General features: G+C 38.8%; 13 protein-coding genes and 1 riboswitch. Of the genes, 9 read left to right on the forward strand and 4 right to left on the reverse strand.

Annotation, left to right across the window (positions count from 1 at the left end):
* Positions 1-25: 25 nt before the first annotated feature.
* The 3 genes from J2Z26_RS15455 (at position 26) to J2Z26_RS15465 (ending at position 4,978) form a co-directional block, all read left to right on the forward strand.
* Positions 26-1,984, forward strand: a complete 1,959-nt coding sequence (locus J2Z26_RS15455; protein ID WP_193534620.1) for a glycosyl hydrolase family 18 protein — start codon at positions 26-28, stop codon at positions 1,982-1,984.
* Positions 1,962-3,611, forward strand: a complete 1,650-nt coding sequence (locus tag J2Z26_RS15460; protein WP_209794376.1) for a S8 family peptidase — start codon at positions 1,962-1,964, stop codon at positions 3,609-3,611. Before J2Z26_RS15455 ends, J2Z26_RS15460 begins: the two co-directional genes overlap by 23 nt.
* Positions 3,612-3,838: 227 nt before the next feature.
* A complete protein-coding gene (locus J2Z26_RS15465) occupies positions 3,839-4,978 on the forward strand; it encodes a M20 family metallopeptidase (protein ID WP_193534618.1) in 1,140 nt (379 codons plus the stop codon).
* A 400-nt stretch (positions 4,979-5,378) separates the two neighbouring features.
* On the opposite strand, the gene J2Z26_RS15470 is transcribed toward J2Z26_RS15465, so the two are convergent.
* The 4 genes from J2Z26_RS15470 to J2Z26_RS15485 all read right to left on the reverse strand — a co-directional run bounded on the left by J2Z26_RS15470 (position 5,379) and on the right by J2Z26_RS15485 (position 9,480).
* The gene (locus tag J2Z26_RS15470) at positions 5,379-6,410 is read right to left on the reverse strand and encodes a DegT/DnrJ/EryC1/StrS family aminotransferase (RefSeq protein WP_193534617.1); all 1,032 of its coding nucleotides are present in this window, start codon (positions 6,408-6,410) and stop codon (positions 5,379-5,381) included.
* Positions 6,411-6,565: 155 nt separating this feature from the next.
* A complete protein-coding gene (locus J2Z26_RS15475) occupies positions 6,566-7,246 on the reverse strand; it encodes a PIG-L deacetylase family protein (protein WP_193534616.1) in 681 nt (226 codons plus the stop codon).
* Between the two features lie 22 nt (positions 7,247-7,268).
* A complete protein-coding gene (locus J2Z26_RS15480) occupies positions 7,269-7,964 on the reverse strand; it encodes a WbqC family protein (RefSeq protein WP_193534615.1) in 696 nt (231 codons plus the stop codon).
* 139 nt (positions 7,965-8,103) lie between these two features.
* Positions 8,104-9,480, reverse strand: coding sequence for a glycosyltransferase family 2 protein (locus J2Z26_RS15485; RefSeq protein WP_193534614.1), 1,377 nt, complete (start codon positions 9,478-9,480; stop codon positions 8,104-8,106).
* Between the two features lie 146 nt (positions 9,481-9,626).
* A riboswitch (cobalamin riboswitch) is annotated at positions 9,627-9,825 on the forward strand.
* Between the two features lie 121 nt (positions 9,826-9,946).
* On the opposite strand from J2Z26_RS15485, the gene J2Z26_RS15490 reads away from it, so the two are divergent.
* From J2Z26_RS15490 to J2Z26_RS15515, 6 genes are all read left to right on the forward strand, one after another.
* Complete coding sequence (locus J2Z26_RS15490; RefSeq protein ID WP_193534613.1) at positions 9,947-11,689, forward strand: DUF4430 domain-containing protein; 1,743 nt, start codon at positions 9,947-9,949, stop codon at positions 11,687-11,689.
* A gap of 200 nt (positions 11,690-11,889) precedes the next feature.
* Positions 11,890-12,459: a class D sortase gene (locus J2Z26_RS15495; RefSeq protein ID WP_193534612.1), complete on the forward strand. Its 570-nt coding sequence runs from the start codon at positions 11,890-11,892 to the stop codon at positions 12,457-12,459.
* Positions 12,460-12,468: 9 nt separating this feature from the next.
* Positions 12,469-13,224, forward strand: coding sequence for a DUF4430 domain-containing protein (locus tag J2Z26_RS15500; RefSeq protein WP_209794378.1), 756 nt, complete (start codon positions 12,469-12,471; stop codon positions 13,222-13,224).
* Complete coding sequence (locus J2Z26_RS15505; RefSeq protein WP_193534610.1) at positions 13,224-14,105, forward strand: energy-coupling factor transporter transmembrane component T; 882 nt, start codon at positions 13,224-13,226, stop codon at positions 14,103-14,105. Before J2Z26_RS15500 ends, J2Z26_RS15505 begins: the two co-directional genes overlap by 1 nt.
* Positions 14,087-15,697, forward strand: a complete 1,611-nt coding sequence (locus J2Z26_RS15510) for an ABC transporter ATP-binding protein (RefSeq protein WP_193534609.1) — start codon at positions 14,087-14,089, stop codon at positions 15,695-15,697. The genes J2Z26_RS15505 and J2Z26_RS15510 overlap by 19 nt, the downstream gene beginning before the upstream one ends.
* Positions 15,676-16,368: an ECF transporter S component gene (locus J2Z26_RS15515; protein WP_227413597.1), complete on the forward strand. Its 693-nt coding sequence runs from the start codon at positions 15,676-15,678 to the stop codon at positions 16,366-16,368. The genes J2Z26_RS15510 and J2Z26_RS15515 overlap by 22 nt, the downstream gene beginning before the upstream one ends.
* The last annotated feature ends 60 nt before the right edge of the window (positions 16,369-16,428 follow it).

Consider the following 16,428-nt stretch of genomic DNA (forward strand, 5'->3'; position numbering starts at 1 on the left):
TCACTTCGAGGGGGAGCATTCTAACATGACGGAATTCTTAAATCGGTTTGAAATAAGCGAGGAAAAAGATGGCTCCACGATAATATTCTATTTAAATCCTGAAACAACGGAGTTTTCAACTGAGTTTTTAGCATCCCTAAAAAATCAAAAAGAAACCATAGAGGGAAAAGTAAACGAGCTATTAAAAGAGAAGTTACCCGGTGTGAAGGCGTCTGCTGTTAAAGTCGTGGTTGGTTCCATGATCATCACGACAATACCTCTATATACCGAAAAAGCTAGTGCTCATAATGTAGAAAACTTTAATATGTCCTATATCTATTTTGGTAATCCCAATACACATGTGAGCTATGTAGAAAGAACACAAGGAAATTTGCAAGTAATATCACCAAGTTATTTTGATATTAACCCCGATGGTTCACTAAAATTAACCCGATTGGTAAACAGTGCATTTATAGAAGAGATGCATGGCAAGGGTGTTAAAGTTGTACCGTTTTTAAGTAACCATTGGGACCGAGCTTCAGGAAGGGCAGCTCTTGAAAATCGAGAAAAGCTTGCACAGGACATTGCCAATGCAATTGAAACCTATAACCTTGATGGCGTAAATGTTGATATAGAAAATGTAACAGATGTTGATCGAGAGAACTACACGGACCTTGTGCGACTTTTAAGGGAAAAAATACCTGCTCACAAAGAGGTTTCAGTAGCTGTTGCTGCAAATCCAAATGGGTGGAATGCAGGGTGGCATGGTTCTTATGATTATCATGCACTCTCTCAATATGCAGATTACCTAATGATTATGGCTTATGATGAGAGTTATACAGGAGGCCCAGAAGGACCGGTAGCAAGTTTGCCGTGGGTGAAAAGGTCAATTGAATATGCCATAAACAAAGGTGTGCCTAAGGATAAAATAGTACTTGGAATTCCTTTCTTTGGGCGCTATTGGGTTGAAGGACAAGCCTTTGGTGGCTATGGAATCTCAAATAACCGTGTTGAGGAGCTAATAAATCTTTATGAGTCAACTGTGACCTATGATGAGAAGGCTCAATCACCGAAAGCTACAATCATTATTAAGGATACAGACCCAACCTATAACTTGGCTGGCAGAATATTAGGTCCAGGAACGTATCATATTTGGTATGAAAATGAACAATCGATTAAAGCTAAAGTAGATTTAGTTCATGAATACGAAATCAAGGGGACAGGCAGCTGGGCACTTGGGCAAGAGAATAATTTGATCTGGCAAAATTACGGAGAGTGGCTGAAGGGACATACAGCTACGACTGAACTAAAGACACCCGAGGTTCAACCTAGTTATACCAACTATACCGTGAAGTCAGGTGACAGTTTATCCTCTATAGCGTTACGACATGGCACCACAGTAGCAAAAATAAAAGAAGTAAATGGCTTAACGAGTGACCTTATAAAAATTGGTCAAACACTAAAAATACCGAATTCACAAGCAGCGGGTACCACTACACCAATAAATGATACAACACCAGACATAGTTAGAGGACCAAGAGGTGAAATTGGTCATGTTCAAGTTAAAAAGCGAATTAATCTATGGAAAAGGGATGCTAACGGGAAGTTAGAATTCGTGAGGATTTTAAATCCAGGAGAATCATACCGAGTCTATAAAATTGATAGTAGGTATGGAGGACAATATGATGTAGGGGGAAATCATTGGATTACGAATATGCCTGACCATGTTACCTACCAACCATTAACACAAACCACGCAAAATGATATCACGGTTGTAAGAGGTCCAAAAGGTGAAATTGGACATATAAGAATACTAAAACCAATTAACCTATGGCAAAGAGATGCGAATGGAAAGTTGCTATATTCAAGAGTGTTGAAACCTGGTGAAGTCTATCGTGTATACAGTAACGACGAAAAATATGGAGGACAATTTGGGGTAGGAGGTAATCATTGGATTACAAACATGAAGGGATATGTTTCATATGAACCACTTCAAAACAAGTAATGGACTAGTAAAGTGGTTTGTTCTATTTCTATTATTCACCTTGACCTCCTGTCAGCAAAGTGAGGAGCATGAAGGATTTTCAGTGTCCGAAGAGAGAATTGAACATCAAACTATTACTGAAACCTACTTGGTTCTTTTTAAAAAAGAAATTGATAAGTCTATCATTACTGAATTGGGAGGTTCAATTGTTAATCAAATGGAGAACCTCCCACTCGTTACTGCCATGATACCTCCTGAAAATGTACAATTCTTAAGAGAAAGTCATTTAATTGAAGCAATTGAAAAGAATAAGGTTTACAATATCAGTCCAGAAGAAGTTGACAAACAGAGAGTAGAAATCCATTCCCCTAAGATTTTTAGTACTGGTTTAACCGGAAAAGGAATTAAAATCGCTGTACTAGACAGTGGGGTTGTACCTAACCATCCAGATTTGAAAATTGCGGGTGGAGTCTCTTTTGTCGGAGGTAGTAATGATTATATTGATAAAAATGGACATGGAACCCACGTCACAGGAATCATTGGGGCACAACATAACTCAATTGGTATAAATGGAATTGCACCAGATGCGACCATCTATGTTGTTAAAGTGTTAGATGCTGAAGGTTTTGGGTTCCTTTCTGAAATAGCGGCGGGAATTGATTGGGCAATTAATAATAATATAGATATCATTAACCTTAGTATTGGGACTAATGAAGATTCAATAACTTTATCTAGTATCATAAAAAAGGCATATAATAGTGGTGTTTTTGTAGTAGCATCGGCTGGTAATGACGGAGATCCTAACGGGGATACAGATACAATAGATTACCCTGGGCGCTATCTAGAAACAATAGCAGTCGGTGCAGTTGATAAAGATTTTGTCCGAGCAGGTTTTTCTGCGACTGGTCCTTTATTAGAAGTTGTAGCACCAGGAGTGGATATTCTAAGTACTTATCTAAATAATGACTATGCTATCCTTAGTGGTACAAGTATGTCTACTGCTTACGTTACAGGGGTGTTAGCACTTATTAAGGAAGCAAATGCTGGTGCTTCTGCGAGTGAATTACGAACCTTTCTACAGGAATCTTCTAAGGATTTAGGCCCTGTAGGTAGAGACTCACTTTATGGGTATGGGATGGTTCAGATTCCTAATATCCAAATGCCTACTAACATAAAAGAGCAACTTAGAGGTCCAAGAGGGGAAATTGGTACAATAAATATCCTAAAACGAATTAACCTTTGGACCAGGAATGAGAATGGAAAATTAGTATATTCTAGAGTTCTAAATCCCGGAGAACGCTACAGAGTTTATAGTATTGATGATAAATATGGCGGGCAGTATGGAGTTGGAGGTAACCATTGGATTACCAATATGGCGACCTTTGTTCAGTTCGAGGCCTACACAGAGAATAGGGAAGTTATGAAGGGGCCGCGGGGCGAAATTGGCTATGTTACAATTACCAAACGAATTAACCTTTGGAAACGTGATCCAAATAGTAAACTTCAGTATGTGAGGGTGTTAAATCCTAGAGAAAGGTACCGTGTTTACGGTACAGATTCAAAATATGGCGGTCAATACGATGTCGGAGCAAACCACTGGATTACAAATATTCAGGGTTATGTTTTATATGAACCATTTTCATATTAGTTAAAAATGAGCTTAGGTTTATTTTCCCGAGCTCATTTTATATTAGAAAAATACATCCTACGTCAATTTTGAATGGATAGCATGGTATATTAGTAGAAGGATAAAACAATTCGACTAATGGGTGATAACTCTTAATTAAGACTGACCTTTATTCACTAAGGTAGTTTTGACAATTATCACGTAAAAGTCGAACCCTATGTTTAAAATGATTCGGGAGTGGTCAAAAAGTGGATACGTTTTTGCAAAGTAAACAAGAAGAAATGCTTCAGTTAATAGAGAAGCTTGTTAACATAGACAGTGGATCGGATGATAAAGAGGGTGTCGATAAAATCGGTGCCATTTTAAAAGAAAAATATGAAGAGCTCGGCTTTGTTGTTGAAGTAAGGGAAGAAGAAAACCAAGGAAATCACCTTTTAATCCAGCACAAAGAGGCAGTTGACCCAAAAATTATCCTTGTTGCCCATATGGATACTGTGTTTCCAAAAGGGACGGTAGCAAAAAGACCATTTAGTATCGAAGGCGACCGTGCATATGGACCTGGAGTGGTTGATATGAAATCCAGTCAGGTTGAACTTTTATATGCGTTAAAGGCATTGGTGACCACAGGAACGCCAGGATTTGAGAATGTCCAGATTATTTTAAATAGTGATGAGGAAATTGGATCGCCGACATCACGTGCGCTAATCGAGGAAAAGTCTCAGGGGAAAGAATATGCTTTGATTGTTGAACCAGCACGAAAAGATGGCTCACTTGTTTCTTCTAGACGAGGTGGAGGACGCTATAAGCTAGTTGTTAAAGGAAAAGCAGCACACTCAGGAATTGAACCACAAAAAGGCAGAAGTGCGATCGAAGAATTAGCTCATAAAATCATCCAACTCCACGGCCTTACTGACCACGAAAAAGGCATAAGTGTGAATGTTGGCTTGATCGAAGGTGGCTCAGCCGTTAATACAGTTTCTCCAAGAGCGGTTGCTCATGTGGACATTCGAATTTCTGAAATGGAACAGGCTGAAATGTTACAGCAAAAAATCAAAGAAATTTGCTCGACTACTGAGGTTTCAGGGACACAAGTCACGATGAAGGGGAAAATTAGCCGCCCTCCTATGGAAAAAACAGAACAATCTGAGTCACTGTTACAGGTCATCCAAGAGGTTGGAAAAGAAATCGGAATTGATGTCCAAGACACGTCAACCGGTGGTGGTTCCGATGCATCCTTTACAGCGGCTAACGGTGTGGCTACTGTCGATGGGTTAGGCCCGGTTGGTGGGAATGCTCACAGTGAAGATGAATACTTAGAAATCCCCACCCTTATAGAAAGAACATTACTGCTGGCAAAGACGATTCAGCGATTAACTGAGGACGAATAGTAAAACCAGGTACATAGTGCCTGGTTTTTTGCTTGCTAAGGAGGCACATCAAGGGTTATAGAAGGATATGATAGTGAAAAAGGGGTGATTTACTTGTCGATTTTTAATTTTTTCACCAAAAAGTGTGCCATCTGCAAGCGGAAAATAAAGCCACTACGAAAGTATGAGGACGACAAAGGGAACACGCTGAATGTTTGCATACCTTGCTCAGAATATGCAGAGAGAAGAGCTTACAAGATTAAGAGATAGGTGCTAGGCTTTATTCGACAAATGCCACGTACTTGTCGAAAAAGGTATCAGGTAATCAATCTCACAACCTCATTTAAGGAACCATATAGTGTTATATTCGACAAGTACGTGGCATTTGTCGAGATGTCGAAAGGCTAATATCGAAAGCATCTTAAGTAATCATGCGCGATACTGCCTCAATAACCCTTTCTACCTCTTCATTCTTCAAGGAAGGATAGATGGGCAAGGATACGGTGCTTTGAGTCCAATCGAAGGAATGGTGATAGAGGTGACCAGGACCTAATAATTCTTCAGCTTTCAGTGGAATTGTTGCTTTTATATTCGCTTTTTCTAAACCATCCAATAACTTCTGCTGATGTCTTGTTTTGATAATGGCTCTAAATCGGATGGGTTGAAGGTCACTCGAGTGTTCTTCTAAAAGAGGGAATCCTGCTTTTTTGTATAGTTGAAATATTTCTTCTCGGCGTTTGATGAAGGAAGGTAGTTTTGATAGCTGAACTCTGCCTATTGCAGCTTGTAAATCGGTCATTTGGAAGTTAAAGCGGTGAGCATGATCCTTTCGTTGGTCAAATAAACGATAATCTCGTATTCTATCAATTATTACTTTATCCTTAGAAACAACCATTCCTCCTTGACCGCCAGAGGTGATGACTTTTGTTGCATAGAAGGAATAGATACCGATATCGCCCTGCAAGCCTGCAGGTATACCATTTACCTTTGCTCCTAGCGATTGTGCACAATCTTCAATGATCTTGATATTTTTTGGTAGCTTAGTTAGATTCTGTGGAATACCATACATATGTGGGATGATTGCAATGTCAGGGCGTAGTTTATTCAAAAGATCACAGTTCATATTGTGGCTGGTTTCATTATTATCTACTAACATTTCAATACCACCTGCCATTGCAGTTGCATTTCGAAGGGCCGAACATGTATAGGCTGGGAAAGCTACTCTTTTTCCTTGAGAATCCAGGGACCATAAAGCTAAATAAAGCGCGGCTGTCCCACTCGATACTGCAACAGCATGACCTCTTGGGAATCCAAGATATTCACAAAACTCATTTTCGAATTTTTGTACCTCACTCCCCCCGGCGAGCCAGCCTGAACGAAGGACATTGATAGCGGCTTTTTCTTCCTGTATCCCGATGGTTGGTTTATTGTGAGGGATAAGATTATTATTCATATTTAAGTCTCCTTGCTTTTAAAAAATAAAGATGAATTCAATCAATTGCGATAACTGGCGCAGGTTTAATTAGTCAAACGTTTGATTAAATCTACTAATAAAACCCAGATAACGAGTAAAGTTATTTGAAAATATTTTTTATATCAAACTGTTATTCATATTATCATTGATTTTAAGACATAATACTTTTCCGCATATTCAAGACCAATCTCTAGGCCTCGCATCTCTGCCCATTTCTTTACATTTTCAGGGGCAATTGGATGGTTTGATGGGCGCATTTGTGATTTGTGTTTTTTAAATGCTTCTATTTTTTGATCAATGGTATCTGAGATATCTAAATACAAACTGCCAATATTCCAAAAAGGTTTTGGATTCCAAAAGGTTAGCGGATATTCGTACATTGCTATTAATTTATAGAGGTTGTTGTTTGGTCTCAATGCGGCAATACATGCATCGTAAAGAATCTGGTGATCTTGGTGATAGCTCGGTAAAGGTATGAAAATCATCGATGGAGAAAAAGCTTCTATGATTTTATCAAGCTTTCCAATTAGTTCTTTGATAGGGATGGTGTCTAACATAGAGTCCTTGTCATCGTACAACACTTCAAAATCCTTACAGCCCAAGAAATGCATTGCCTCTTCAAGCTCTTTTTTTCGAATATCACCTGTAACAGCATCCTCTTTATGAGGATGTTTTGTATTGCCAACTGCTGTGACAACGACCTTTACAGCGTTGTTGTATCTACATGCTTTTTCAATTACTCCTCCACACCCTAATACTTCGTCATCTGCATGTGGAGCGATCACTAATACACGTTCATTCCCTGATAAAAGCACTATAACTCACTCCCTTCACTTGTTATTTTCGTAGACTTCTAATGATATGAATCGTGTCAGGTCCACAATGGAAAATCATATCAATGACAGAAAGATTTGCGATAAAATCACCCCAATTTTGTTGATATACCGGATGGTTAAACTCCTGATATTGAAGGGTGAGATTGTTCTCTTTGTACTCGGCTTCGTCATTGTAAGCCTTTGCTCCGGTTCCAGATAAATAAATATCTCCATTTACATGCTTAACTAGATTGATATTCCTAGTGTTTCCTTTTCCAAAGTCTTTATTAAAATCTGATTCTATAAAAATGTCGGTTTCAATGCCTAAGATATCTTTAATATGCATTATCAAGGCAAGGTTTAAGTCGACTAATTTAGACCAGTTGTGTGAATAAATCTTTTCGAATCCCTCCTGATATAGGGACCAATACTTGCTTTTTTTATAATTACTTTGAATTGTTTTCCAGTGCTTTTGATTCCATCTCTTATTTAAATCAACGTCAATTTGGAATATAGGGATCTCCTTTTGTTTTATGGGTACAGTTAACCACAAGTTTCCCTGAGGGGTTTTAATTCTATTTCTGTTTACAAATTCACTTTTTGAATGTACAGCTGTATCTAGCAGAATAAAGGCATCCGCTTGATCCATTTTATCGAAAAAGCCAATCCATGGTAGATAATTAGGTTGATGAATAGCTACTTTTTTGATGTGATACACCACCTTTTACATCTTTTTAAAAAAAGTCTATATTCCTATGTCATTTCTATATAGTATGTAACAAATAACTCATGTGAATGGTCGTACGAACTAGTTATTGGGAGAAAGATTAAATTCATTTTAAAAAGGGTGACACCTATTATTCACCCTTTTCATCACTTTGACCAAACTGATTTGTTCCAGAACGTTCAAACTTGTTCCATCCAACACTATAGCCTTTTAGTGCCATTAGTATAGATTTCCACGTAACATAGGCTATTAAATAGCGGTAGGCCAATCTCTGAATAAAAACCCATAGTAGTGGTTTCATTTTTTCTTTTTCTAACTTAAAAGCATAAATTGATGCAACTGTATCTGTGAGATAAAAAAACAGAGCGAAGAGAAAGATTGATTTTGCTCCCGTTAGCAATGCAATTATAAAAATGACGTCAATTAGAGGAGCAGTAAGGTAAAGGAAATATGAAAATAGCATACTTGGTATTGCGAAGTATTTTAAGGTTCTATTTTTGGAGTGAAATATCGTTTTTTTATGCTTCCACGAACTTTGGAGTATGCCATATGACCAACGATAGCGTTGTTTTATAAAATCTTTTATCTTCTCAGGGCATTCTTCATAGGACAGAGCACGGTCTTCGTAAATGATTTTGTAGTCGTTATTTAAAAGCTTTAAGGTTAAGTCCGTATCCTCTGCTAGTGTGTCATGGTCATAGTAACCCGCCTTTACAACGGCTTTTTTTCTCCAGGCACTGTTCGAACCTGGGACAACGGTTATACAATTAAGGTATTCATAGGCTCTTTTCTCAAGATTAAAAGCAGTGACATATTCAATATGCTGCCAGACGGCTAAGTAATTTGAGAGATTACCAATCTTACAATTACCAGAAACAGCTGCTACGTTACGGTCTTTAAAGGGTCTTACTAAATAGGTAATGGCTCGTTCTGTAAAAATGGTATCAGCATCAATTGTGATCACAATGTCTCCAACGGCCTTCTGGAACCCAATGTTAAGTGCAGAAGCTTTTCCGCCATTCTCTTTTTCAATAACCTTTACTTTCCTAGAACCTTTAAAAGCATTTTTCACAACTTGAACGGTTTGGTCAGTAGAGCCATCATCAACAACTAAAATTTCGCTAATACGATACTTACTTTTCTTAATTGCTCTCACGGTACGTTCAATCACAACTTCTTCATTATAGACAGGAATAATAACACTCACTTTTGGTCTGAATTTCTTTTTACGGCGACGTTTAATGCGTTTCTTTTTCAAAGGTTTTTTAGTGCGTTTATATTCTTTTTGTTTGTATTGCTTGTAGCTAAAATACATTAAAATAGCCATTCTAATTAGTCCGATAATAATAGCTACCAGTAAATATATTTTTAAAATAGTAGATAATAAGACCAATGTGAAATCAAAGAAATAAATGAAAAGTAACATAGTGAATAGGACCGTGGTGAAACTAATCTTCACCAATCTCCAACGCTTCCCTGTTTCATCCTGAAATATAGGTTTGCTCAACCTATCACCACCTTTTCCTATTACATGTATATGACTATAAGAGTAGATGGGTATAGGCAGTGTTGTTATCTTTCCTCGAGTTTAAAAAACATTTCCCACTATACAAACCCTCCCAACATTTGTATAATAAGGTTCGACATAAAAAATTGAATTAGCAAAAAATAGGTGCTATTTATCTTCGATGTACTAGGGTAGATAGCTTAATAGGGAAGTTGGTGTAAATCCAACGCGGTCCCGCCACTGTAAGTGAGAGCAACCTATATTACGTCACTGTCTTAAAAGGATGGGAAGACATAGGAAGCGATGATCATGAGCCAGGAAACCTGCCTGTTTTTTTTGCACCAAGGCCTACGCGGATAGGAGGGTGTTAAGACGGATCGCAACTCATGAGTCCGTGATACTTAACATCAAATCTCCTCCAGAGGGGATTTTTTTTATGGAAAAATCACAGATAGGAGAGAAACAGATGAAAAAATTGAACACATTCTTGTCATTTCTTGTAGCATTTACTCTTTTGTTTGGAAGCTTCCATACAACAGCTTTTGCACAGGAAAATAAAGAAGAAAGCGTTACAGTTATCGGTAGTAAAGAAACACTCGTTGATTTAAATGCTGTTGCGGATGCTGAAGGCTCATCGGCGTTTGATGCACTAGTAAAAGCAGTCGGTGAAGCGAATATTGAATTTACTGAAAGCCAATATGGAAAAATGATCACCTCAATTCAAGGTGTTAAAGCTGAGGGGACTTTCTTCTGGGCATTCTATGTAAATGGTGTTGGAGCACAAGTTGGTGCAGATAGCTACATCCTACAAGATGGCGATCAACTAAGTTTTGTTTATCAAGACTGGACAGTGGCAACTAACAATAAAGCTTTTCTAACAGTTAATGGGAAAGAAGCTACCCCATTAAAAGAGGCGACAGACGTTGGCTTTATTAATAATCCAACTGCGCTTGACTTATTAACGGTTGTGCTTGGTCATGACAAACTTGAGACATCTGTTTCTGAATATGGAATAATGATCAATGGTATCTCTGGTATTGCAGCTGAAGGCACATACTACTGGGCTTTTTATGTAAACGGTGAAATGGCTTCTGTTGGAGCAGATAGCTACAAACTTAAAGCGGGAGATCAAATCACATTCAAGTATGAATCATGGGAATCAGCAACAGAAAAGGAAACAACTGAGGACACAGTAGAAACACCTGCTACTCCTTTTGATAAAAATGCACTAGGTGCTTCAGTTGAAACTGCAGTAGCTTATGTACTAGCAAATCAAGTAGGCGAATGGGAAGCAATTGCCTTAAAACAAGCAGGTAAAACGGTACCAGCTTCTTATTTAGAAAATGTAAAAACACTCGTAAATGAAAAGCAAGGAAAGTTTGCTAGAATCACAGATACAGAGCGCTACGCACTAGGTATTTTAGCAGCAGGAGAAAACCCAACAGCGTTTGAAGGTTATAACTTAATAGAAGCAATTTATAATGGTAATGTTACAAAGCAAGGTCTAAATGGCGTGGTTTATGGATTACTTGCATTAGATAGTGCAAACTTTGAGGTTCCTGCTAATGCTACATGGACACGTGAAAAACTAGTAAACCACCTTCTTGAAAATCAAAACGAAGATGGCGGCTGGTCATGGGATGGTAGTGCAAAAAGTGATATCGACACAACTGCTATGGTTTTAACGGCACTAGCAGGCTACCAAGACCAAGCTGAAGTAAAAGTTCACATCGACATCGCAGTTGAATTTTTATCTGCACAATACCTAGCTGGAAAAATTGATAACAGCTCTACAGCAGCACAAGTTGTTATTGCATTATCCGCTCTAGGAGTGGATGCAAATGGAGAATTGTTTGCAAAAGACCGAAGCAGCTTAATCGGCTTCTTACTATCCTTCCAAAATGCAGATGGCGGCTTTGACTGGCAAGGTGGAGATGAGAGTGATGTATTCTCAACAGCCCAAGGCTTCCAAGCAATCGTTGCTTACCAGCTTTTTGTAAAAGGAGCAGGCTCACTTTACAGCTTACCTTTATCAGCAGCAGATGCAACTCCTGTAGTTGAAGAAAAGGACGCACCAGCAGCTCAAGGCGATGGAAAACCATTACCTAACACAGCAACAGATATGTACAACTATTTAACATTTGGTATTATCCTATTATTAGCGGGTATTGCTCTTTACGTAAATGAGAGAAGAAGACGCACTTCTTAATATAGTAAACAGAGTGGATTGAAGCGGAAGGCATTTGACTCCTGCGGGAAATAGAGGAAAGGTCGAGACCCCGCAGACGGAACGTCGAGGAGGCTCGACTTCCTCCCCGCGGAAAGCAAATGCCTGTAGCGCAGAGGGGTCTAGGTTCAGATTAGAAAAACAAGTATATTAAAGCGCTTAGAAAGAAGGCTTAATACACAATGAAAACAAAATTATCCCTCTTGTTTATGGCAGGAGGGCTCTTTTTTATAACCCTTGCAGCCAGCAAACTATACACCACATCCAAAGTACAAACTGACACACTTCTCAAGGCAACCGAACATGTTGCTTCAACACAACCTTTGCACAAGGTTGATCGAACAGTAATAGTTGAAAATCACGACATCCTGGGAGTTCTCAATCTCCCTTCTATTGGTTCAACTTTGCCAATTGTAGCTGGGGTGTCAGATGATGACCTTGAAAAAGGAGTAGGCCATTACACAGGAACGGCTCTACCTGACCAAAACGATCAAGTTGTTTTATCAGGCCACCGCGATACTGTGTTTAAGAGACTTGGAGAGTTAAAAATAGGTGACGAAATTACGGTTCAAATGAACTATGGAACCTTCACTTATGTGATTGAAGAAACCTTCATTGTGGAAGCGGATGACCGAACTGTGATTAAGTCAACAGCTCCAAACGAGGTACTCACCATTACAACCTGTTATCCATTTAACTTTGTCGGTAATGCACCACAACGTTATATTGTCAATGCAAAACGAAAAGAGTAGGAGGACACAATGAAAATGGCAAAACTAGTTAAACTACCTACCCTTATTTTAATAATAGCTATGTTAGTAAGTGGTTGTGGAAATAATTCAGAAACCACTAAACCAATAGTAGAAGATACAGGAAAAGAAGATACAATTGAAGTAGTTGAAAACAATGTAGATTCAGAAGCTGAGACGGAGTCTTCCGATTCTAAGCCTGAAACTGAAGTTGTTGAAAAAAGTACCGAAAAACCAACCGACACGACAAAACCGAACGATACCGATTCAACATCTGAATCGAAAAATACAACAGAACCAACCACTACGGCAAAAAAAGAAACACCAAAACAAGAAACAACCAGTCAGTCTAAAAAAGAAGAAACAAAACCGAAAACGCCAGAAACAAAACCAAAAACAACTGAAGCAACAAAACCTAAACCCGCAGAACCTCCTGCTACTAAAGCAACAATCACAGTGATAGGTCCAGCAGATGTGGGAACACTTATAAATACAACAGAGGTTGCCTTTAAAGATGGTGACACGATTTTAGATGTATTGTTACAAATTGCAAAAAAAGCAGGTATCCATGTTGACTATACAGGTAGCGGGGCAATGGGGTATGTCGTAGGAATTGATAATTATTACGAGTTTGATTATGGTCCGAAAAGTGGGTGGACTTGTAAGTTAAACGGCTCAACACTGTCAAAAAGCTCAGATGCAATCAAAGTTAAAGAAGGAGATCGAATTGACTGGATCTATACAGAAAACTATTCGAACGATAAGTAATGGAACATCGCTTTGAACAATTTCATCCGACTGTTATCTTTCTATATTATGTCGGAGCACTGTCCCTTTTAATGCTCATGTTGCACCCTCTGTTTTTAGCAGGGGGATTTATCATAGTGCTGTTAATTAATGTAGTCCAAGGTCACGTAGAGGGTTTAAAAAGATGGGGCTTCTTAATGCTTTCGATGTTCGTCTTCATCTTGATACTAACCCCTCTTTTTAATGAACGAGGAAGACACGTATTATTTGAAATCGGAACCCATCGTGTCACTCTTGAGGCTGTCACCTATGGAGCTATGACCGCCATATCCATTATTAGTGTAATTTCTCTATTCATTTCATACAATGAAGTGCTGACACCGAATAAATTACTCTTTTTATTTTCTAAATTTCTACCACAGTTTGCGATTTTGCTTATGCTCACACTCCGATTTATTCCTTTAATGAGGAGACGGCTGGCTGAAATATCAGCCGTTCAAAGTAGCAAAGGAATATCCGTGCTACACGGACACTTTAAGGATAAGGCAAAAAACGGATTGCTTTATGTTCAAGTGTTGCTCACTTATTCCTTGGAGGAAGCCATTCAAACAGCTGACTCGATGAAAGCAAGAGGCTATGGAAGTGGCAAACGCTCAACGTATGAGCATTTTTATTTTAAAAAAGCAGATAGGTTTGCCATTGCTTTCTTAGTTTCAATTTTCATCATAATCTTCTTTTGGAGACTTCATAGTGGGTATGGTTTTTTAACGATTTACCCAAGGATGGAGAGATTCCAATTATCAGACCTAGAGATGTTAAGTCTTGTAGGTTACCTTATTTTCGTAAGCTTTCCACTACTCGTTAAAGGATGGGGGTATGTTAGATGGCGTATATTGAACTAAACCAAGTTTCTTTTTCATATCCAGATGCGTCGTCTCAAGCCCTTCGAGATGTTTCTTTAACTGTAGAAAAAGGCCAATTTGTGGTGTTATTCGGCGCTTCGGGTAGCGGGAAAAGTACACTTTTACGATTAGTAAAAAAAGAAATTCAACCACATGGCAAGTTATCTGGAACCATTCATGCCGAAGTGAAATCACCAGATGTTGGCTTTGTGTTTCAGGACCCTGAAAATCAAGTAGTTGCAGATCAAGTACTTCATGAACTCGTTTTTGGTCTAGAAAATCGTGGTCTATCTACAAATGAAATGAGAAACCGAGTAGCAGAAATGGTTCATTTTTTTGATGCAGAACCACTGTTACATCGTAAAACCCATGAACTTTCGGGTGGGCAAAAACAGCAAATGAACTTGGCATCGGTTCTTTTAATGCAGCCTGATGTTTTGCTATTAGATGAACCAACCGCTCAGCTAGATCCAGTTAGTGCCCGAGGATTTTTAGACATGCTTGTTCGACTCAATGAAGAATTCGGAATGACGATTATCCTTGCTGAGCACCGGTTAGAGGAAGTTTTTACAGGCGCAGATAAGATTGTGATGATGGACAATGGACAGATTGTACAAGAAGGAAATCCTCGTAAAGTCTTGAAAGAACTTTGGGAGTCTCCTTTAAAAGCTTATGTACCGAGCATACCTTCCTTATTTTTAGAGCTAAAAGGAATGGGAGAACTTCCTTTGACGGTGAAAGAAGGAAGATGCTGGGCACAGCAGCAGGTATCAACATCTAAATTGACTGATTCCAAAACGGAAGTACAACCCCAAAGTGAATTAATGAAATTGAGTACTATCTATTATCAATATGATAAAAAAAGTGAACTCGTATTAAAGGAAGTTGACTTTTCGATAAATAAAGGAGAAATCTACGCACTCCTCGGTGGGAATGGATCTGGAAAATCAACCTTATTAAAGGTGCTCGCAGGTATATATGAACCACAGCGGGGAAAGGTGCTTTTTGAAGAAAAGCCGTTAAAATCTATGAAAAAGAAAGAGGCTCGAATCGGATACCTGCCACAAAATCCAAAACTCTTCTTTATCCATGACACAGTTGAAGGTGAGATTCAGGCAACCATGGAACAATGGGGCATAAAGGATCGTGATGAGGTTGAACAAATATTAATAGATTTAGGCATCTCTCATCTCTGTAAAAGTCATCCATATGATTTAAGTGGAGGCGAACTACAGAAAGCGGCTCTTGCTTGTTTGCTTTTACGAAAACCTGAGATTCTCATTTTAGACGAACCAACAAAGGGACTTGATCCTCTTTCTAAAGGACACTTAGTGCAGATTTTACAGAGACTAAATCAGGAAGGCATGACCATTATGATGTCCACACATGATGTGGAATTCGCCGCCCAATATGCAACGAAATGTGGGATGATGTTTCAAGGGAAGATTACAGCTGAAGATATACCAAGAAACTTCTTCAGAGGGAATTTCTTTTACACAACCATGCTACAACGTCTATTCCGCTCAGCACCTGATGCTTCGATCGTAACGTTTGAGGAGGCTGTTAGAGCATGTACCTTAAACAAAAGATAGGGATGGTTGGCCTCATAGTTGGGATTGTTACGTTGTTAGTTCTAGCCATTTTATGGGAGGATTATTATTTATATCTGAGCTTTGGTATTGTTGTCGCAGCCATTCTACTACTTTTAGTAAGATTTGAAGCTAGAAAGGTAGAAGCAAGTGAGTTAGTTTTACTAGCCGTTCTCGCAGCCATAGCAGCAGTTAGCCGTGTGCCTTTCGCAGGAATACCTAGTGTGCAACCAACGACCTTTGTGATTATGATGGCTGGTTTTGTGTTTGGGGCGGAGAGTGGATTTATGATCGGTGCAGTTGCAGCTTTAGCCTCTAATATGATACTCGGACAAGGTCCGTGGACTCCCTTTCAAATGGTTGCATGGGGCTTAGTAGGACTAACTGCAGGGCTACTTCGAAACAGGAAGTTTATGCAAGTTACTTGGGGTAAGGCACTCTTTGGTATTGTATGGGGCTTTATATTTGGTGCAATCATGAACTTCTGGGGATTGGCCGCCTTTATACAATCTGGAACAGGAATTGACATAAAGCTACTAATTACCTATTTTGCTGGTAGTGCCTTATTTGATGCAATGCATGCCGTTTCAAATGTAATATTCCTACTATTATTTGGTGGCATATGGCTTAAAATATTAACTCGATTTAAAAGAAAATATGGCTTGTTGGAGTAGAGGGATGGTGTTATTGATAACATTGCCCCTCTATTTTATGTCTTTAAATTGGCGAACTTT

The organism is Cytobacillus luteolus (genome assembly GCF_017873715.1).
Lineage (GTDB): Bacteria > Bacillota > Bacilli > Bacillales > Bacillaceae_L > Bacillus_BV > Bacillus_BV luteola.